This is a genomic window from Amycolatopsis sp. NPDC024027, from assembly GCF_040638975.1.
Classification (GTDB): Bacteria; Actinomycetota; Actinomycetes; order Mycobacteriales; family Pseudonocardiaceae; genus Amycolatopsis.
Window position 1 is genome coordinate 171,281 of record NZ_JBEZYY010000015.1, and the last position, 17,825, is coordinate 189,105.

Genomic DNA, 17,825 nt, shown 5'->3' on the forward strand with positions numbered 1-17,825 from the left:
TGAAGCACTAGCGAAGTGCCAGGTACCTCAGCAGGACGCTGGCGCCATCGGTGAGCACCGAGGCCAGCTCCAGCTCGGCCGGATCGACCGCCGCGCCGAGAGAAGCCCGGCTCGACGTTCCCGCCACCAAGAACGGCGCCACCGTCAACCGGAACTCGTCGACCACACCCGCCTCGATCAGCGAGCCGAACAACCTCGGCCCGCCTTCGCAATCGATGCGGCCCAGCCCCTCCGACACCAACGTCGACACCACCCGCTCGGCCGACACCGCCGGCTCCCCCGCCACGAACACCCGGGCGCCGTGCGCCGCCCACGCCTCGCGCAACGCCGAAGGCGCGGCCGCGGAGGTGAACACCAGGGTCGGGACCGCCGCCCTGGTGATCACCGGGGCGTCCGGCGGCAGGGAACGGCCGGTCGTCACCACCGCCACCGGGGCGATCGGGGCCAGGCCGAACCGGCGGCGGCGTTCGGCTGTGGCGGCGTCGGGGCGCATGCCCTCGAAGCCCTCCGCCACCGCCGTCCCGGCGCCCACCAGGACGACGTCCGCGAGGTCGTTGCCGAGGCGGTAGACGATCCGGTCCGCCGGGGTCGACAGGCCACCCGACCGGCCCTCGACCGCGATCGCGCCGTCCGTGCTCGACACGAAGTTCACCGCCAGCCAACGGGGGTCCGCCGGGTAGCTGTACAGCCGCTCGAGGTCGTCCGTGGCGAGCTCGCGCGAGGACGGCCAGACCTGACGGATCACTCCCATCGGACCGCCTTCGCCGGCGGGCGGGTGCCCGCGATGCTCGCCGCCATCTCCGCCACGTGGCGCACCTGGCGGACGTGCTTGGTGCGGATGATCGCCACGCCGGCCGAGGCCGCGACCGCCGTCCGCGCCAGGCCGCCGGGCGTTCCGTCGCCGGCCACCGAAGCCAGCACGGGCACGTCTCCCGGCGGCAACGGCGTCCGGAACACCCCGATGTCCATGACAACGGACAAACCGGCCGTGGAAGGGATCGAGGGAGCGGCGTAACCCGCGCCGTACCGGGCCGCGACGTCGGCCAGGTCCGCGCGCGCCAGGATCAGGTCGGCGCCCGCTTCGCAGCAGGCCGCGGCGACCGACGGATCCGCGGTGTCCACCCCGATGACGAGGCCGGGAAAGGCCGCCCGTGCCGCCTCGACGAGGGACTCGGATCCGGGGAAGCTCACGAGATCGGCGCCGTCGGCGACGGCGTCACGGGCCTCGGGGATCGACTCGGCCGCGGCCAGCACCAGCGCGCGGTCGCTGCTCAACCGGCGGCCCCGGAAGACGAGGTCGGGGGTCTTCATCGCACTCTCCCTGCTGGACGTCTTCGCGATCATAAGCGAGGTCCGGCAGGTGAGCTTTCTTCGCCGTCAGGTGGCGGGGCTTCGTCGCCGGGCCACCCGACCTTGATTGCTGTGACATCCGGGGCTTCGCCCCGGGCCGGGGGCTCCGCCACCCGGAACCCCCCGAAGAACCTCTCCTCAGGAGGCGATGGCCTCGTTGATCGCCAGCAGCTCCTGGCAGGTGCGCGTGGCGGTGAACTCGATGACGTCGTAGCGCGCGAGCCGCCGGACCACGAACGGGTCGCTGGCGAGCACGGCGTCGAGCTTGCCGCGCAGCACCGGGCGGGTCAGGATCACGTGGTCGGCCGCGCCGTTGCCCTTTCCGGAAACCAGGAAGAGTCCCTTTGTGAATTGTTTACGCAACCACTCCGAATGATCGGGCAGCGCGTAGTCGACTTCTGTTTCGGGCGCCGTATAGGTCAGCAGTGCGATGTACATGTTTGCAGAGTAGAACGCTCTCGTCCGCACCGCATCCGCCTGGCGAGTGGCTCCGGACACGCCTTTCGTTAATATTCCGTCAAGAACCATGGAATTCCTTTACCGGCACTTTTTCGACATACTCGCCGATTGCCGTACGCCCGTCGTCGTACGTCACGGAGCCGCCGCCGGGCCGACGCGGCGACCCCACCGGGGCCGCGACACTCCGGGTATGAACGCACTGACCCGGATCTGGTCCGACGGGCGGCGAGCCGAGCGCGTCGCCTACGCCGTCGGCTCGGCGCTGTTCCTCAGCGGTGTCGCGCACGCTCTCGTGCTCATCGCCACCGGCGGCTCGTGGCTGGGCCCGCTGTCGATGCGCAAGGCCGTCACGTTCGGCCTGTCGTTCGGGCTGACGCTCGCGTCGGTCGCCTGGGCGACGTCGTTCCTCACCCTGCGCCCCCGGCTGCGCAACGTCCTGCTCGGCGCGTTCACCGCGGCGAGTGTCGCCGAAGTCGCGCTGGTCAGCATGCAGGCGTGGCGCGGGGTGCCGTCGCACTTCAACTTCGAGACGTCGTTCGACAGCTTCGTCTCGATGACCCTCGCCGCGGGCGGCGGCGTGCTCGTCCTGACCGTCATCGGCTTCACGGCCACCGCGCTCGTCGAGCCGGGCCCGGCCGCGCCGAGCCTGCGCCTGGCCGTCCGCGCCGGCCTGGCCATGCTGCTGGTCGCGCTGGCCACCGGCGCGGTGATGATCGGGCGCGGGGTCGTCGCGGCCCGCGGTGGTGACCCGCAGCTGGCCTACACCACCGCCGGCTCCCTGAAGCCGCTGCACGCGGTCGCCATGCACGCGATCCTGGTGCTGCCCGCGCTGGCCTGGATCCTGCGGTTCACCGGCCATTCCGAAGCGCACCGGCTGCGCGTCGTCCAGACGGCCGTCGCCGCCGACGCCGTGCTCACCGCCGTGATCGGCGTCGAGTCGTTCACCGGCATCGACCCCCTGGCCGCCCCGCTGCCGCTGATGCTGCTGTCCGCCCTGGCCGCCGCGGTTCTGGCGGGCACCGGGATCCACGCGTTGTCCGGCATTGAACCGGCCGTCCGATTCGTACGTGTCCTCAACGGGAAGGCAAGGGGCCGGTAAAACGGCGGACGGAGAACACGCGTGCGGCACGGTATGACCACCCATGGCCTTTTTCAGCAGAACAAGGCCCACAGCCCGTCGTTCTTCTCCGTGGCCAGGGCGATGGGGCAGCACGCGGACGACCTCGCGGACTTCTGCATCCCCTGCAACCCCTACTTCCCCACCGACGAGATGTTCGGTGAGCTCGAACGGAACCTCCGCACGATCCTCAAGTTCTACCCGAGCGACTCCGCGGCGATCACCGCGCAGCTGGCGAGCGTGCTGCGGCTCAACCCGTCGACGATCTCGCTGGCCAACGGCTCCACCGAGCTGATCACCTGGATCGACCAGCTGCTGATCGATTCCAGCATCGCGGTGCCGATCCCGACGTTCGGCCGCTGGACCGACCAGCCGATGGAAACCGGCAAGCGCGTCGACATGTTCCTGCTCAAGGAAGCGGACAACTTCGAGCTGCGGGTGGACGAGTACATCGACTTCATCAAGCGCCGCGGCTCCCGGGTGGCGGTGCTGTGCAACCCGAACAACCCCGACGGCGGGTACCTGCCGCGCCGCGAGGTGATCCGATTCATGGACGCCCTCGAAGACCTCGACCTGGTGGTGATCGACGAGTCCTTCATCGACTTCGTCGAGGTCGAGCGGAACCCATCCGTGGCCGCCGAAGCCGTCGTCCGGCCGAACGTGATCGTGCTGAAGAGCCTCGGCAAGAACTTCGGGCTGCACGGGATCCGGTTCGGCTACCAGGTCTCGAACCCCGCGCTGACCCGCAAGCTGTCGGCCGCGCTGCCGAAGTGGAACCTGAACTCGCTCGCCGAGACCGTGATCTTCATGCTCGCCGACCACCGCGCCGAGTACGAGGACAGCCTCAAGAAGCTCGCGCTCGACCGGTTCATGATGCATTCGCAGCTCGGGCAGTTCGCGGAACTGACCGTGTTTCCGTCGCAGGCGAACTTCCTGCTCGTCAAGCTGCCCGCATCGGTCGACGGCGCCGAGCTGTGCGACTACCTCCTCGCCGAGCACCACCTGCTGGTGCGCCAGTGCGGCAACAAGATCGGCATGACCAGCCAGTTCATGCGCTTCGGGGTGCGGCCGGACACCGAGGTCGAGCGGCTGGTCGAAGGACTGCGCGGCGTGGAGCGGCTCGGCGGCGGGCGGCACACGACGCCGGCCATCGAGCTGGTCTCGCACTCCCGCGAGCCGGAACGGTCGATCAGCTGAACACCTGGGCGATGGCCGACTTCCAGGCGAACACCCGGCCGTTCGCCGAGCTCGACCGCGCCGGCCGGACGCGCCGTCTGCGCCGGCTCGCCGAAGCGGCGTTGACCGCCTACGCCGTGCCCGTGGCTCGCCTGACCCCGCTGGCCCACGGGCAGAACACGGCGTTCCGCGTCGACGGCGCGGACGGCCACCGGTACGTGCTGCGGGTGCAGCGGCCGGACGGCCCCGGTGTCGCGCAGGTCCGGGCCGAGATGGCCTGGCTGGCCAAGCTGCGCCGCGAAACCGACCTCGTCGTCCCGCAGCCGGTGCCGACGCGCGCGCGGGACCTGGTCACCGTGGTCGCCGACCCGGCCGTGCCCGAGCCCCGCACCTGCGTGCTCTGCCACTGGGTCGAGGGCCGGTTCCTCGACGAGCGGCTCAGCGCGCCGCAGCTGTACGCGGTGGGCGAGTTCACCGCCCGGCTGCACCTGCACGGCGCGCGGATGAACGGTCTCGACCGCCGCCGCGTCGACGACCTGACGGAGTTCGGGCGCACGCAGGTGGACGGCTTCTCCCCGGCGGTCGTCGAGCGGGCCGTCGCGGCGGCCGGCGGCGACGAACGGATCCGCAGAGCGGTGGCGCGCGTCCGCGCGGTGCGGACCGAGCTGGGCTTCGGCTCCGACGTCTTCGGCCTGGTGCACGGCGACCTCCACCAGGACAACTACCTGCTGCACCGCGGCCGGGTGCACGCGATCGACTTCGACGACTGCGGGTACGGGCACTACGCCTACGACCTCGCCGTCGCCTGCGCCGCCCTCGCGCACCTGCCGCACCGCGAAGAGCTGAAGGAGGCGCTCCTGGACGGCTACCGGTCGGTCCGCCCGGCCGCGGCCACGACCGACCCGGACGTGCTGGCCGCCTTCGCCGGGCTCCGGCGGGTCCAGCAGCGGCTGCGCTGATCGCTACAAACCGGCGTTACAATTGCTACATGGCCGGACGATCGAGCAACGCCACCAGCACCCGCGACCGCCTGCTCATGGCCGCCGGCCAGCTCCTGCACGAGGCCGGCGACGGGCCGGTCTCGACGCGGGCGATCTGCGAGCGCGCCGGCGTGCAGGCCCCCACGCTGTACCACCACTTCGGCAGCAAGCAGGGCCTGCTCGACGCGGTCGTCAACTACGGCTTCACCCAGTACGTCCAGCCTCCGGAGCCCGGCGGGGATCCGGTGGAGCGGATCCGGGCGGGCTGGGACCGGCACGTCGAGTACGGCCTGGAGCACCCCGCGTTCTACGTGCTGCTCTACGGCCAGATCGAGCCGGGCGTGCCGTGCAACCTCACGTCGAGCGCCGAAGCGATGCTGCTGGAACTCTTCACGCCGCTGGCGCGCGACGGCCGCCTGCGCGTCGAGGCGGCGGAGGCCGCGCGGCAGTTCGCGGCGGCCAACAGCGGCGTCACGCTCAGCCTCATCGCCCAGCCCGAAGACCGCCGCGACCTGACGATGTCCGCGCAGGTCAGGGAGGCGGTACTGGCCGGCCTGCTCGCCGAGCGGCCCGCCGAAGGTTCGTCCGTGAGCGCCCTGGCTGTCGCTTTGTCGACCGCCATCGAGGGCGACGCGGGCGCCTTGACCGCCACCGAGCGCCTGATGCTGCGGGAGTGGCTGCACCGGCTCGCCGCCTGACGGTGCCGGCTGACAGCGGTCGCTACATTTGCTACATTGCTCGGTATGACAAATGTATCAAGCAGGTTCGGCGTGTTCCTGGCCCCGCACCGCGACGACGTGACCCGCAAGGAACAGGCGATCGCGGCGGACGGGCTGGGGTACGGCGCGGTGTGGCTGGGCACCGGCCGCAACTCGGTCGGCGACCTCGCGCTCGTCGAGCAGATCCTGGCCGCCACCGAGCGGATCACCGTGGCGACGGCGATCGTCAACATGTGGGTCGACGAGCCGGAGACGCTCGCCGCGTCCTACCACCGGCTCGCGGACCGCTACGGAAAGCGCTTGCTGCTCGGGGTCGGCGTCGGCCACCCCGAGTCGGTCACCGAATACCGCAGCCCGTACGCCAAGATGGTCGACTACCTCGACCGGCTCGACGCGGCCGGTGTCCCGGCCGAGGCCCGGGTGCTCGCCGCGCTCGGCGACCGCGTGCTGAAGCTGGCCGCCGAGCGCAGCGCGGGCGCGCACCCGTACCTCGTGCCGGTCACGCACACCCGGCACGCGCGGGCGATCCTGGGCGCGGGCAAGCTGCTGGCGCCGGAGCACAAGGTGGTCGTGGACGACGACCCGGTGGCCGCGCGCGCCATCGGGCGGCCGTACGTCCGGACCCCGTACCTGGGCTTGCGCAACTACGTGAACAACCTGCTGCGCCACGGGTACACCGAGGCCGACGTCGCCGGCGGCGGCAGCGACCGCCTGATCGACGACCTCGTCCTGCACGGCACGCCGGAGACCGTCGCCAAGGGGCTGCTGTCCCATGTGGACGCCGGTGCCGACCACGTGGCGGTGCAGGTGCTCGGCGCGTCCCCCGAGGCGGAGCTGGCGAACCAGCGGCGGCTCGCGGAAGTGCTGCTCTGATCAGCCGGGCAGGCCGGGCGCACTCGCACGCCGGCACGGCTCAGCGGGCGGCGTCAGCGGCTTTCCGCGCGGCGGCGGCGGCCTCGTCGGCTTCGTCGAAGGCCGCTTTCGCCGTCTCGAACTCCGCCGTCGCCCGGCCGGCGCGTTCCTCGGCTTCGGCCAGGCGCTCACGTAGGTCGTCGACGCGGGCCGTGGCCTGCTCGGCCGCGCGCTCGGTGCGGACCAGGTCGCGCTCGGCCACCGCGCGTTCCTTGTCACGCTCGGCGGCTTCCTTGCGCAGGCGCTCGCGTTCGGCGCGGACCCGCTTCCGCTCCTCTTCCTCTTCGCGCTGTTGACGCTCTTCGCGCCGGTGGTCCCGTTTCGGCCGGGCCGGTTCGGCCTTGTCCACCAGCTTCTCCGAGCGCTTCCCGGTGACGGGCGGGACGCTCGCGGCGAGGCTGAACCACTGGTCGGTGTCCTGGTGCGCGACCGACGTCAGCCGGCCGGCCAGCGCCAGCGCGGCGGTGTCCGGCTCGGCCGCGACGGCCTCCAGGGTCGCCTCCACCTCGCGGGTCACCGTGTCGCTCATCGACGGCAGCTCGTGGAGGATCCGCCGCACCAGCTCGCCGCGGCGCCGGGTCAGCGCGCGCAGCTCGTCGCCGGCCAGGCGCGTGTGCGCGTCCCGCAGTTCGGCGCCGAGCTCGGCCAGCTCGCGGAGCTGAGCGGAGTCGTCCCCGGCCAGGCCGTTGACGATCGCCGCGGCCGTGGTCGGCTTGCGAAGCTGCTGGATCCGCTTCGCGAGCTCGGCATCTCCCTCGGCCTTCGCCGCCTTCACCGCCGCGTTGCGCGCGCTGACGAACTCCGCGAGGTCGCCCCCGTAGAGTTCGCCGGCCACCGTGTCGAAGTCCATCGTGGTCCAGCGAACCACATCGGACTGGTGCGGGCACCCAGGAAGAGTCATCATCGGGGGATGTTCTTCGATCTGGGTGTCCGGGACTTCCTCGACCGCGCGGAAACGGTGTACCCGGACCGCGTCGCGGTGGTCGACGAGCCGGACCAGCCCGCGCCGAGCTGGGGTTCGCTCACCTACCGCGAGGTGGCGCGCCGGGCCCGCGCGCAAGCCGCCAACCTCGACGCGCTGGGCGTGCCGGCCGGCGGGCGCGTGGCGATGGTGTCGCACAACGCCGCGCGGCTGCTGGTGTCGTTCTTCGGCGTGTCCGGCTGGGGCCGGGTCCTGGTGCCGGTGAACTTCCGGCTGGCGCCCGCCGAGGTCAAGTACATAGTGGAGCACTCCGGGGCGGAGGTGCTGATCGTCGACCCGGAGCTGGCGCACCTGCTGGACACGGTGACGGCGAAGCACGTGTTCGTCATCGGCCGCGACGACGACGCCATCTGGGGTGGCGACGGGACGCCCCGGCCCTGGGCCGGCGACGAGACGGCCACCGCCACCATCAACTACACGTCGGGGACGACCGCCCGGCCGAAGGGCGTGCAGCTCACCCACCGCAACATCTGGCTGAACGCCGCCGTCTTCGGCCTGCACACGACGTTGAGCGACCACGACGTCCTGCTGCACACCCTGCCGATGTTCCACTGCAACGGCTGGGGGATGCCGTACGCGGTGACCGGCCTCGGCGGGCGGCACATCGTGCTGCGGAAGGTCGACGGCACCGAAATCCTGCGGCGTATCGACGAGCACGGCGTGACGATCCTCTGTGCGGCACCCGCGGTGGTCACGGCGGCGTTGGACGGCGCCGCGACCTGGACGGGCGAGATCCCCGGCCGCGACCGCGTCCGGATCGTCGTCGCCGGCGCACCGCCGCCGACGCGCACGATCGAGCGGGTCCGGGCGGAGCTGGGCTGGGAGTTCATCCAGATCTACGGGCTCACCGAGACCGCACCGCTGCTGACGGTCAACCGGATGCGCAGCGAGTGGGCGGATCTCGACCCGCACGAGCAGGCCCGGCTGCTGGGCCGCGCGGGAACACCGGCGCTGGGCGTCCGGATCGCCGTGGACACCGACGGCGAGGTGCTCGCCCAGTCGAACCACAACCTCGACGGCTACTGGGAGAACCCGGAGGAGACGGCCCGCGTCCAGGAGGGCGGCTGGTTCCACACGGGCGACGGCGGCGCGTTCGAGGACGGCTACCTGACGATCGCGGACCGCAAGAAGGACGTGATCATCTCGGGCGGCGAGAACGTGTCGTCGATCGAGGTCGAGGACGCGCTGAACTCGCACCCGGCGATCCGCGAGGCCGCGGTGATCGGCATCCCGGACCGGAAGTGGGGCGAGCTGGTGACGGCGCTGGTCGTGGTCGACGGGGACGTCACGGCCGAGGAGCTGATCCAGCACTGCCGCGGGTACCTGGCGGGGTACAAGTGCCCGAAGCGGATCGAGTTCCTGGCGGAGCTGCCCCGGACGGCGACGGGCAAGATCCAGAAGTTCAAGCTCCGGGAGCCGTTCTGGCAGGGTCAGTCGCGGCAGGTCAACTAGCGGACCAGCCGGAAGAACGTCCGCACCTCCTCGGCGAACAGCTCAGGCTGCTCGTACGCCGCGAAGTGGCCGCCCCGGTCGAGCTCGTTCCAGTGCCGGATGTCGGTGTACCTCCGAGCCGCCCAGCGGCGCGACGGCCTCGGCATCTCCGCCGGGAAGATCGAACAGCCCGTCGGCACGTCCACCGTGTCGTCCGTCGCCTCCGAGAACCACTTCTGCACCTTGCGGATGCTTTCCCAGTACAGCCGGGCCGACGACGCCGCCGTGCCGGTGAGCCAGTACAGCGTGATGTCGTCCAGCAGCTCGTCGCGGGTGAACGGGAAGCCGTCGGACCAGGCGTGGAACTTTTCCACCAGCCAGCCGCACAGTCCCACCGGGGAGTCGAGGAGGCTGTAGCCGATCGTCTGCGGACGGGTCGACTGCAGCACCGAATACCCGTCTTCCCAGCGCTGCGCGTGCTCCAACGCCGCCAGCGCGGCCCGCTCGGACGCCGTCAGATCGTCGAACGTCCCCGGGTCCGGTGCCGCGATCGGCGGGTTCAGGTGGATGCCCGCCAGGTGCGCCGCGTCCTGCTGGGCCAGCGACGTCGTGATCGACGTCCCCCAGTCGCCACCCTGTGCGCCGTATCGCGAGTAGCCGAGCCGGGCCATCAGCGAAGCCCACGCCGCCGCGATCCGCTCGATGCCCCAGCCCGCCGACGACGGCTTGTCGCTGAAGCCGTAGCCCGGCAGCGACGGGATCACCAGGTGGAACTCCTCGGACAGCGGCTCGATCACCTTGGTGAACTCGACGAACGAGCCGGGCCAGCCGTGCGTGAGGATCAGCGGCAGCGCGGCCGGGTCCGGTGAGCGCACGTGCAGGAAGTGGACGCCGAGCCCGTCGATTTCGGTGCGGTACTGCGGAAACCGGTTCAGCCGCGCTTCCGTGCGACGCCAGTCGTACGCCTCCGCCCAGTACTCGCACAGCGGGCGCAGGTACCCCAGCGGCGTCCCCTGGCTCCAGTCGTCCCCGGGTCCGGCCTCGGGCCAGCGCGTCCGCCGCAGCCGTGCGCGCAGGTCGTCGAGGTCGGCCTCGGGGACCTCGATCCGGAACGGCGTGATCACGCCGGCACTATAAACCGGCGAACCGTCCGGCCCGGCCGCTCGCGAGGGTTTCGCGGACGCGCGCGCTGTCCGCCTCCGCCCGCGCCCGCTCCTCTTCGGTCGCGGGTTCCAGGCGCGCCGGGACGTCCTTGTGGTGCGGCGTGCCCGCGATCGGGTCGCGGTCCAGCGCGTCCGTCAGGAGGTTGATCCGCGGGCCGCCGACCACCCGGCGGCCGTCGGCGTCCGGGTGGGCCATCCCGTAGCCGTGCGGCAACGCGAGCTGGCCCGGCCGCATCGCGGGGTCGGCCTCGGCGCGGACGACCACCCGGCCCGCCGGCGTCACGACGGCCACCCAGTCGCCCGGGGAAGCGCCGATCGACGCCAGTTCTTCGGGACGCGCGCGCAGGGCGCCGTCCGGATCCGTGCGGCGCCAGCGCGGGTCACGCAGGATCTGGTTCGCGTTGTGCACCCGCCGCTGCCCGTTGACCAGCGAAAACGGGAACGCCGGGTCGGGCCGTTCGGCGGCCGGGTCCAGCGCGGCCAGCCAGTCCAGCAGCTCCGGTACCGCCAGCCGGATCCGCGGGCGGCGCAGCAGGCTCCACACTTCGTCCTGCTCGTGCGCCGAAAACGGCGTCGGACCGGCCAAGACCCGCTCGAAGAGCTCCTCCCCGAGCCGCGGACCGGTGGCCGAGCTGCCCAGCGCGCGCTGCACCGGCACGGTCATCGTCTTCGCCGCGCGGTGGCAGCCCGCCCAGAGCGGCGCGATCGACGCCGCGCCGTCGGGCAGCGATGCGCCCAGGGTGCGGTAGAGCAGCACCGGCAGGATCGCCGCGCGCTCCGGCATCGCCTGGACCAGCGCGCCGATCCCCGCCTGCAGCTCGGAACGCGGCCCGGCGGCCAGTTCGGCGAGCACGCCGGACGGCGGCAGCACGCCGAGCGCGTCGAAGAGCCGCGCGTAGATTTCGGCTTCGACGAGCGTGCCCGGCAGCGGATCCAGCAACGGCCGTCGCAGCTGGAAGTAGTTCGTCGGCCACTCGAAGGTGAAGAGCGTGAACTCCCACTTCTCGTGCTGGGACGCCGCGGGCAGCACGTAGTCCGCCAGCGCGGCCGTCTCGGTGTAGGCGACGTCGACGACCACGGACAGCTCCGCGGCCTCCAGGGCGCGCTCGACGTCCCGCGTCCCGGCGAAGGTGTTGGCCGGGTTCGACGACTCCACCCACACCGCGCGGACGTGGTTCGGGTGGTCGGCGAGCACCTCCTCGGCGAGGGTGTTCGCCGGCAGCAGCCCGCCGATGTACTCGAAGCCGGTGATCTCGGAGCGCTGTCCGGTCGCCGCGCCCCACAGCGGCAGCAGCCACGAGTGCAGGTTGTTCGTGCCGCGCCGGCCGAAGTGCCCGGTGAGCAGGTACAGCAGCTTCTCGAGGTAGCTGTTGAGCGTCGAGTGCCGGCCCTGCTGGATGCCCAGCTCGACGCGCACGGTCATCGCCTTGGCCGCGCACATCAGGTCGACGGCCCGCTCGACGTCCACACGGGACACTTCGGCGTGCGCGATCCACGCGTCCACCGGCACTTTCGCCAGCACGGCGGCGACCTCGTCGAACCCTTCGGTCCGCTCCGCGAGGAACCGCTCGTCGGCGGCACCCCGTTCGAGCAGCAGCGCCAGGATCGCGCCCAGCAGGTAGGCGTCGGTGCCGGGGCGCAGCGGGAGGTGCAGATCGGCCATCTCCGCGGTCTCAGTGCGCCGCGGATCGAGCACGATCATCCGCCGGCCGGGGTCGTTCTTGAGCGTGTTGAGCGCCTGCCGGGCGTTGCTGAACCCGTGCGCCTGCCAGGGGTTGCAGCCGAGCACGACGAGCAGGTCGCAGTGCTCGACGTCCTCGGCGGTGTGCACGAGGGCCGAGCCGAACAGCTGCCCGTTGACCCAGAAGTCGCCGGTCTTCTCCTGCGACAGCGCGTTGAAGTGCCGCGTCGAGTTCATCCACTTCAGCAGCGACGTGCCGTACGCGCCGCCGGAGTGGTTGCCCTGGCCACCGCCGCCGACGTAGGCGAACGAGCCGGGCCGCCCGGCCGCGGTGTCGGCGTCCCGGATCGCGTGCAGCTTGGCCGCGATCTCGGTGAGCGCGGTGTCCCAGCCGATCGGCTCGTGCGTGCCGTCGGGACGGCGGCGCAGCGGCGTCGTCAGGCGGTCTTCGTGGTCGCCGTAGAAGGTCAGGCGCTGCGCCTTCTGGCAGAGGTAACCACCCGAGCGCGGGTGCGCCTTGTCGCCGCGGACGCGGGTGATCTTCCGGCCGTCGAGCTGCACCTCCAGCCCGCAGTTGAGGTAGCAGAGGCTGCACGCGGTGCGCTGCCACTCGCCCATGGCGGTCCCCTTCACAGCAGGTCGAGCGCGCGACCCAGCGTCGTCAACCGCGCTTCGAGCGTTTCGCCGGCCGGGTAGAGCCGGACGGTGTCGATGCCGGCGTCACGCCAGACGCGCAAACGTTTCCGCACCATCTCTTCGGTGCCGATCAACGTCGTGCCGAGCACCATTTCGTCGGTGACGAGCGCGGCGGCGCCGTCGCGGTCCCCGGCCTGCCAGCGCTCGCGCACCTCGGCGGCGACGTCCGCCCAGCCCTGGCGGCTGTAGGCGTTGTTGTAGAAGTTCGTGCTGGCCGAGCCCATCCCGCCGAGGCTGAAGGCCAGTTCCTTCTTGCGGCTGCCGACCAAAGCGCGCAGTTCGGCTTCGTTGTCCGCGAACGCGACTTCGGCGCCTTGGCAGACGTCGATGTCCTTACGCTGCCTGCCCGCCTTCGCGAGCCCGGCGTCGAGGTGGTCGAAGTAGGCGTCGGCGCCTTCGGGCACGAAGCTGGTCCCGAGCCAGCCGTCCGCGACCTCGCCGGTGAGCTCCAGGAGCTTCGGCGACAGCGTCGCCAGGTAGATCGGGATGTCCGGGTTCGGCGCGGTGGACAGCCGCATCGGGCGGGCTTCACCGGGCAGCGGGATCTCGAAGGCGTTGCCGGAGAACGAAATCTTCTCCCCCGCGAAAGCTTGCCGGATGATCTCGACGGTCTCGCGCATCCGCGTCAGCGGCTTCGCGAACGGGACGCCGTGCAGCCCTTCGACCACCTGCGGCCCGGACGGGCCGAGGCCGAGCGCGAACCGGCCGCCGGAGAGGTCGGCGAGGGTGAGCGCGGCCTGCGCGATCGCGACCGGCGTTCGCGTGCCCAGCTGGATGATGCCCGAGCCCAGCCGGATCCGGTCGGTGCGGGCGGCGAGGTAGCCGAGCGCCGACGGCGCGTCCGAGCCCCAGGCTTCGGCCACCCAGCAGACGTCGAGGCCGAGTTTCTCCGCTTCCAGCACGAAGTCCAGCGTGGTGCGGGTGTCCGTGGAGAACTCGACGGTGGTCGCGGTCCTCATCGGTTTTCGATCCGGGCCTTGATCGCGGCGAGGTTGGCCCGCATCGCCGTCTCGAACTCCCGCATGCGGACGAAGACGATCTTCTGTTCCTTCTCCGGCATCCGGTCGATCGCGAACGACAGCCCGGACCGGCCGGGCCCCATCCGCATCCACTGGCTCAGGCGCGTGCCGCCGTTGTCCGGCTCGAGGGTGAACTTCCAGACGGCGCTGGGCTCGTCGGGATCCTGCACGGCCCAGGCGAAGACGCGCGGCGCTTCGCACTCCACGACGTACGAGGTCGTCTCCCACTCGCCGAACGCGTCGTGCTTGCTGCGGCCGAGGAACTTGCGGCCTTCCTCGCACCACTCGACGGACTGGAGTTCCGCGCTCGTCTCGGGCATCAGCGAGATGTCCGAGACGACCGGCCAGACGTCCTCGGGGGCGGCGTCGATCCAGGTCGAGACCTCGGCCGTCGGCAGGTCGGCGTACCGCGCACCCGTCCACTCCATCGTGGTCGCACTCCCTTTCCCAAGGCTGCTGACCACGATAGTTGCGTAGATAGACCTACCCTGTCAACGTCACTCTTGCCGGGCGAACCGCTCCTCGACGTCCGGGCGCTGCGCCAGCCGCGGCGGGAAGCCGGGGCCGCGGCGCATCCGCGTGTCGTCCGGGGTCATCGGTTCGCGGCAGTCGGCGCAGACGATTTCGGCGTGCGTGCCGTGCCCGCAGGCGAGGTGGTGCACGGTGATCGGCGGACCGGCCTCGCTCGCGAGCCACTTGTCGCCCCAGCGAGTCATCGCGAGCAGCACGGGGTAGAAGTCGCGACCCTTTTCGGTGAGCACGTAGTCGTAGCGCACCGGCTCGGTCTGGTACGGCACCTTTTCCAGCAGGCCCTCGTCGACCAGCCGCTTGAGCCGGTCGGCGAGGGTGTTGCGCGCGATGCCGAGAGCCTGCTGGAACTCGTCGAAGCGGCGCACGCCGTAGAAGGCGTCCCGCAGCACCAGCGGGGTCCACCAGTCGCCGAGCAGATCCATGGTGCGCGCGATCGAGCACGGCCACTGCGCGAACGATGTCCGTTTCATGCGGCCGAGAGTACGCCGTTCCGGAAAAAGACTCAGCAGGTCAGCCGCATGACGACCCGCCGCGCGGTCGGGCGGCTGACCTCGGTGAAACCGGCGTCGGCGAAGATCCCGCGACTGCCGACGAACAGTTCGCCGGGCCAGGCGAGCTGCTGCCCCGGCTCGACGAGCATCGGGTAGCCCTCGACCGCCCGGGCGCCTCGTTCACGGGCGAAGTCCGCCGCCGCCTTCGCCAGGGCCGCACTCACCCCTTGACGCCGGAAGCCCTTGCGCGTGACGAAGCAGGTGACCGCCCAGACGCCGTCGTCCGCCTTGTCCTCGTCGCGACCGGCCCAGACCAGCCGGCTGCCGAGAAGGCGGCGGTAAGCCGTGCGGGGTTCGACCGCGCACCAGCCGGCGGGCTCGCCGTCGAGGTAGGCGACGAGCCCGGTCGCGTGGTCGGCGGTTTGATCGCGGAGCCGCTCGGCGCGTTCTTCGGCGGTACCCGACCGCCACTCGGCGGGCGTGTCCTTGAAGTACTGGCACCGGCAGCGCGCGGGATCGCCGCGGTCGCCGAAGATCGCCTGCAGGTCCGCCCAGGACGCCTGATCGACGGGTACGACAGTCACCATGTTCCCGACGTTAGACCAGGTGACCCGTCGTGACGTCGACGTGGCCGGGGACCTCGTCGTGCACGTCGCCGACCGAGAGCGTCCCCGCCGGCTCGACGAGCAGCACACTCGCCCCCGCCTTCGACGACGGCTTGTGGAACGTCCCCTTCGGGACCACGAAGACCTGCCCGCGGCCGAGCGTGACCACCCGTTCCGCGGGGTCACGCAGGCCGATCTCGATCTCGCCGTCGAGGACGAGGAAGAACTCGTCGGTGTTCTCGTGGACGTGCCAGACGTGCTCGCCGTCGAACCGCGCGAGGCGGATGTCGTAGTCGTTGACGCGGGTGACGATGCGCGGGCTCCAAGCGGCGTCGAAGCTCGCGAGGACTTCGTTGAGGTCGATCGGGTTCATGCCGACCATCCTCGGCCTGGCTCCGGCGGCCGGGGAGTGCTAGGAATCGCACATGCCGCAAGAATTCTCGCACCGGGTCGTCGCGATCGTCACCGAAGAGTCGAACCCGTTCGAGATGGGCGTGGCGACCGAGCTGTTCGGCCTTCGCCGCCCCGAACTCGACCGGCCCTGGTACGACTTCACGCTCTGCGCGGCGACGCCGGACGTCCGGATGAACCTCGGCATGTTCACCCTGTCCGGCGTCGCCGGTCTCGAGGCGGCCGACACGGCGGACACCCTGATCGTCCCGGCCCGCCCGAACACCGGCGTCCCGACGGACCCGGCGATCATCGCGGCGACCCGCCGGGCGGCCGGCCGCGGCGCCCGCCTGGTGAGCTTCTGCACGGGAGCGTTCGCCCTCGCCGAGGCCGGCGTGCTGGACGGCAAGCGGGCGACCACCCACTGGCAGTGGGCGGCTTCGCTGGCCGCGAAGTTCCCGCGGGTGCGGTGGGAACCGGACGTGCTGTTCATCGACGAGGGCAACGTCCTGACGGCGGCGGGCAGCGCGGCCTCGCTCGACCTGGGTCTCCACATCATCCAGCGCGACCACGGCGCCGAAGTCGTCAACGCGGTGAGCCGCCGCCTGGTGTTCACCGGCCACCGCGACGGCGGCCAGCGGCAGTTCATCGCGCGCCCGGTGCCCGCGGTGCCGGACACCTCGCTGGCCCCGGTCCTGGCGTGGGCCCTCGAGCGGCTGGACACGCCGTTGACGATCACGGACCTGGCCACGCGCGCGGCGACCAGCCCGGCGACGCTGCACCGCAAGTTCCGCGCCGAGCTGGGCACGACACCACTGGCGTGGCTGACGACGGAACGGGTGACGTTGGCGTGCCGCTTGATCGAGCGCGGCGAGCTGCGGTTGGACCGAGTGGCGGCGTTGAGCGGCTTCGGAACGGCGGCCAACCTGCGGGCGCAGTTACGGCGTCACACGGGTCTCAGCCCGAGTGCTTACCGCCGCCGCTTCGGCCCGGCGGCGTGATCGCCGCGAGCGCCTCGGCCAGCGCGTCCCGCTGCAGCCGCGCCGGGTAGGTCTTCGGGTCGGCCGCGGCCAGGACGTTCATCCCCTCCACCAACGCCACCAGGCTCTTCGTCGTCAGCTCGAGCCGCTCGTCCGTCCACTCCGGACGGCAGGCCGCCACCAGCCGGTGGACGCGGGCCAGGAACGAACGGTTCGCCGCCCGGTGGCGCTCGGCCAGGTCGTCGTCGGCCAGGGCCGCCGCCAGGAAGCCCACCCAGACCCGGGATTCCTCGTGGTGGCCGTGCGGGAGGTCCACCGCCTGGCCCAGCACCGCCGCGAGCGCGCCCGACGCGTCCGCGGCCGCCGCTTCGGCCGCGTCCGCGCGGACCGCCGTGCGGGCGTACAGCAGGTCACGTGCGTGCAGCAGCAACGCTTTCTTCGTCGGGAACGCGTGCATCACCAGGCCGGTGGTGCAGCCGGCGCGCTCGGCGACCGCGCGCAGGGTCAGCCCCGGCAGGCCGTCGGCGGCGAGCACCTCCCAGGTCGCGTTCGACAGCAGCTCTCGCTGCGCCTGGACGTCACGCTGCTTCGGCATGACCCGGAAGCGTAACAGGTGCTACGGTAACGTCTGTTACGGGAAGGGAGTGCGCCTTGACGATCCACCGCACGCTGACGATCACCCCGGTGACCTGGGGCGATCCCGACGCCGTCCGCCTGCGCGAAGCCCAGCGGACCGAACTCGACGCCCGCTACGGCACCGACGACCACGAGCCCGGCGCGGTCCCCACCGCCGAAACCGTCGCCGTGTTCCTGCTCGCGCGGGACGCCGGCGGCACCGCTGTGGGCTGCGGCGGACTGCGGCTGCTCGGCCCCGGGTCGGGCGAGGTCAAGCGCATGTACGTCGAGCCGGCGGCCCGCGGCACCGGCGTCGCGGCCGCCTTGCTGCGCGCCCTCGAAGACCACGCGCGAGGCCTGGGGATCACCCGGCTGCTGCTGGAGACCGGCACCGGTCAGCCGGACGCGATCCGGTTCTACCAGCGCGAAGGCTACGAACCGATCGAGGCGTACGGGCCGTACCGTGGCGAAGCGCTCTCGCGCTGCTTCGCCCGCGATCTGTGATCGGTTTTCCGATGACCGGCCCAG

General features: G+C 71.6%; 20 protein-coding genes. 8 read left to right on the plus strand and 12 right to left on the minus strand.

What is annotated here, in order from left to right:
* Positions 1-7: 7 nt before the first annotated feature.
* From AB0F52_RS32115 to AB0F52_RS32125, 3 genes are all read right to left on the minus strand, one after another.
* Positions 8-745: a dihydrofolate reductase family protein gene (locus tag AB0F52_RS32115; protein WP_360179405.1), complete on the minus strand. Its 738-nt coding sequence runs from the start codon at positions 743-745 to the stop codon at positions 8-10.
* Entirely contained in the window at positions 742-1,311 is a 570-nt protein-coding gene (locus AB0F52_RS32120; RefSeq protein ID WP_360179227.1) for a dihydropteroate synthase, read from the minus strand. Before AB0F52_RS32120 ends, AB0F52_RS32115 begins: the two co-directional genes overlap by 4 nt.
* A gap of 177 nt (positions 1,312-1,488) precedes the next feature.
* The gene (locus AB0F52_RS32125) at positions 1,489-1,788 is read right to left on the minus strand and encodes a hypothetical protein (RefSeq protein ID WP_034284548.1); all 300 of its coding nucleotides are present in this window, start codon (positions 1,786-1,788) and stop codon (positions 1,489-1,491) included.
* 211 nt (positions 1,789-1,999) lie between these two features.
* Between AB0F52_RS32125 and AB0F52_RS32130 the strand changes: the two genes are divergently transcribed.
* From AB0F52_RS32130 to AB0F52_RS32150, 5 genes are read left to right on the plus strand one after another with little or no spacing between them, the layout of a single operon-like run.
* Positions 2,000-2,908 (plus strand): hypothetical protein, encoded by a 909-nt coding sequence (locus AB0F52_RS32130; RefSeq protein ID WP_360179229.1) that lies wholly within the window; start codon positions 2,000-2,002, stop codon positions 2,906-2,908.
* Between the two features lie 33 nt (positions 2,909-2,941).
* A complete protein-coding gene (locus AB0F52_RS32135) occupies positions 2,942-4,123 on the plus strand; it encodes a histidinol-phosphate transaminase (protein ID WP_360179231.1) in 1,182 nt (393 codons plus the stop codon).
* Positions 4,124-4,134: 11 nt separating this feature from the next.
* The gene (locus AB0F52_RS32140) at positions 4,135-5,061 is read left to right on the plus strand and encodes a phosphotransferase (RefSeq protein WP_360179233.1); all 927 of its coding nucleotides are present in this window, start codon (positions 4,135-4,137) and stop codon (positions 5,059-5,061) included.
* 29 nt (positions 5,062-5,090) lie between these two features.
* Positions 5,091-5,780, plus strand: coding sequence for a TetR/AcrR family transcriptional regulator (locus AB0F52_RS32145; RefSeq protein WP_360179235.1), 690 nt, complete (start codon positions 5,091-5,093; stop codon positions 5,778-5,780).
* A 45-nt stretch (positions 5,781-5,825) separates the two neighbouring features.
* A complete protein-coding gene (locus AB0F52_RS32150) occupies positions 5,826-6,674 on the plus strand; it encodes an LLM class F420-dependent oxidoreductase (protein ID WP_360179237.1) in 849 nt (282 codons plus the stop codon).
* Positions 6,675-6,714: 40 nt separating this feature from the next.
* Here AB0F52_RS32150 and AB0F52_RS32155 read toward each other — a convergent pair whose 3' ends face one another.
* A complete protein-coding gene (locus AB0F52_RS32155; protein ID WP_360179407.1) occupies positions 6,715-7,563 on the minus strand; it encodes a hypothetical protein in 849 nt (282 codons plus the stop codon).
* Between the two features lie 60 nt (positions 7,564-7,623).
* Here AB0F52_RS32155 and AB0F52_RS32160 point away from each other — a divergent pair, with 60 nt between their 5' ends.
* Positions 7,624-9,147: an AMP-binding protein gene (locus tag AB0F52_RS32160; RefSeq protein WP_360179239.1), complete on the plus strand. Its 1,524-nt coding sequence runs from the start codon at positions 7,624-7,626 to the stop codon at positions 9,145-9,147.
* Here AB0F52_RS32160 and AB0F52_RS32165 read toward each other — a convergent pair.
* The 7 genes from AB0F52_RS32165 to AB0F52_RS32195 form a co-directional block, all read right to left on the minus strand.
* On the minus strand, positions 9,144-10,250 hold the full coding sequence (locus AB0F52_RS32165; RefSeq protein ID WP_360179241.1) for an epoxide hydrolase family protein: 1,107 nt from the start codon (positions 10,248-10,250) through the stop codon (positions 9,144-9,146). The genes AB0F52_RS32160 and AB0F52_RS32165 overlap by 4 nt on opposite strands.
* 7 nt (positions 10,251-10,257) lie before the next feature.
* Positions 10,258-12,588, minus strand: a complete 2,331-nt coding sequence (locus AB0F52_RS32170; protein WP_360179243.1) for a molybdopterin-dependent oxidoreductase — start codon at positions 12,586-12,588, stop codon at positions 10,258-10,260.
* A gap of 11 nt (positions 12,589-12,599) precedes the next feature.
* Positions 12,600-13,625, minus strand: coding sequence for an LLM class flavin-dependent oxidoreductase (locus tag AB0F52_RS32175; RefSeq protein ID WP_360179245.1), 1,026 nt, complete (start codon positions 13,623-13,625; stop codon positions 12,600-12,602).
* Positions 13,622-14,113: an SRPBCC family protein gene (locus tag AB0F52_RS32180; protein WP_360179247.1), complete on the minus strand. Its 492-nt coding sequence runs from the start codon at positions 14,111-14,113 to the stop codon at positions 13,622-13,624. Before AB0F52_RS32180 ends, AB0F52_RS32175 begins: the two co-directional genes overlap by 4 nt.
* A 69-nt stretch (positions 14,114-14,182) precedes the next feature.
* Positions 14,183-14,686, minus strand: coding sequence for a helix-turn-helix domain-containing protein (locus AB0F52_RS32185; RefSeq protein ID WP_360179249.1), 504 nt, complete (start codon positions 14,684-14,686; stop codon positions 14,183-14,185).
* Positions 14,687-14,718: 32 nt separating this feature from the next.
* The gene (locus tag AB0F52_RS32190) at positions 14,719-15,294 is read right to left on the minus strand and encodes a GNAT family N-acetyltransferase (protein ID WP_360179251.1); all 576 of its coding nucleotides are present in this window, start codon (positions 15,292-15,294) and stop codon (positions 14,719-14,721) included.
* Between the two features lie 10 nt (positions 15,295-15,304).
* Complete coding sequence (locus tag AB0F52_RS32195) at positions 15,305-15,694, minus strand: cupin domain-containing protein (protein ID WP_360179253.1); 390 nt, start codon at positions 15,692-15,694, stop codon at positions 15,305-15,307.
* A gap of 43 nt (positions 15,695-15,737) precedes the next feature.
* Between AB0F52_RS32195 and AB0F52_RS32200 the strand changes: the two genes are divergently transcribed.
* Positions 15,738-16,703 (plus strand): helix-turn-helix domain-containing protein, encoded by a 966-nt coding sequence (locus AB0F52_RS32200; RefSeq protein WP_360179255.1) that lies wholly within the window; start codon positions 15,738-15,740, stop codon positions 16,701-16,703.
* Here the strand turns inward: AB0F52_RS32200 and AB0F52_RS32205 are convergent.
* Positions 16,660-17,277: a TetR/AcrR family transcriptional regulator gene (locus AB0F52_RS32205; RefSeq protein ID WP_360179257.1), complete on the minus strand. Its 618-nt coding sequence runs from the start codon at positions 17,275-17,277 to the stop codon at positions 16,660-16,662. The two genes, AB0F52_RS32200 and AB0F52_RS32205, sit on opposite strands and share 44 nt — an antisense overlap.
* A 56-nt stretch (positions 17,278-17,333) precedes the next feature.
* Here AB0F52_RS32205 and AB0F52_RS32210 point away from each other — a divergent pair, with 56 nt between their 5' ends.
* A complete protein-coding gene (locus AB0F52_RS32210) occupies positions 17,334-17,801 on the plus strand; it encodes a GNAT family N-acetyltransferase (RefSeq protein WP_360179259.1) in 468 nt (155 codons plus the stop codon).
* The last annotated feature ends 24 nt before the right edge of the window (positions 17,802-17,825 follow it).

Coding starts and splice junctions, on each gene's coding strand:
- AB0F52_RS32140 (WP_360179233.1), top strand. CDS start 4,135: ATGGCCGACTTCCAGGCGAACACCCGGCCGTTCGCCGAGCTCGACCGC.
- AB0F52_RS32185 (WP_360179249.1), bottom strand. CDS start 14,686: ATGAAACGGACATCGTTCGCGCAGTGGCCGTGCTCGATCGCGCGCACC.
- AB0F52_RS32190 (WP_360179251.1), bottom strand. CDS start 15,294: ATGGTGACTGTCGTACCCGTCGATCAGGCGTCCTGGGCGGACCTGCAG.
- AB0F52_RS32170 (WP_360179243.1), bottom strand. CDS start 12,588: ATGGGCGAGTGGCAGCGCACCGCGTGCAGCCTCTGCTACCTCAACTGC.
- AB0F52_RS32200 (WP_360179255.1), top strand. CDS start 15,738: ATGCCGCAAGAATTCTCGCACCGGGTCGTCGCGATCGTCACCGAAGAG.
- AB0F52_RS32195 (WP_360179253.1), bottom strand. CDS start 15,694: ATGGTCGGCATGAACCCGATCGACCTCAACGAAGTCCTCGCGAGCTTC.
- AB0F52_RS32160 (WP_360179239.1), top strand. CDS start 7,624: ATGTTCTTCGATCTGGGTGTCCGGGACTTCCTCGACCGCGCGGAAACG.
- AB0F52_RS32135 (WP_360179231.1), top strand. CDS start 2,942: ATGACCACCCATGGCCTTTTTCAGCAGAACAAGGCCCACAGCCCGTCG.
- AB0F52_RS32130 (WP_360179229.1), top strand. CDS start 2,000: ATGAACGCACTGACCCGGATCTGGTCCGACGGGCGGCGAGCCGAGCGC.
- AB0F52_RS32205 (WP_360179257.1), bottom strand. CDS start 17,277: ATGCCGAAGCAGCGTGACGTCCAGGCGCAGCGAGAGCTGCTGTCGAAC.
- AB0F52_RS32155 (WP_360179407.1), bottom strand. CDS start 7,563: ATGGACTTCGACACGGTGGCCGGCGAACTCTACGGGGGCGACCTCGCG.
- AB0F52_RS32150 (WP_360179237.1), top strand. CDS start 5,826: ATGACAAATGTATCAAGCAGGTTCGGCGTGTTCCTGGCCCCGCACCGC.
- AB0F52_RS32120 (WP_360179227.1), bottom strand. CDS start 1,311: ATGAAGACCCCCGACCTCGTCTTCCGGGGCCGCCGGTTGAGCAGCGAC.
- AB0F52_RS32145 (WP_360179235.1), top strand. CDS start 5,091: ATGGCCGGACGATCGAGCAACGCCACCAGCACCCGCGACCGCCTGCTC.
- AB0F52_RS32180 (WP_360179247.1), bottom strand. CDS start 14,113: ATGGAGTGGACGGGTGCGCGGTACGCCGACCTGCCGACGGCCGAGGTC.
- AB0F52_RS32125 (WP_034284548.1), bottom strand. CDS start 1,788: ATGTACATCGCACTGCTGACCTATACGGCGCCCGAAACAGAAGTCGAC.
- AB0F52_RS32175 (WP_360179245.1), bottom strand. CDS start 13,625: ATGAGGACCGCGACCACCGTCGAGTTCTCCACGGACACCCGCACCACG.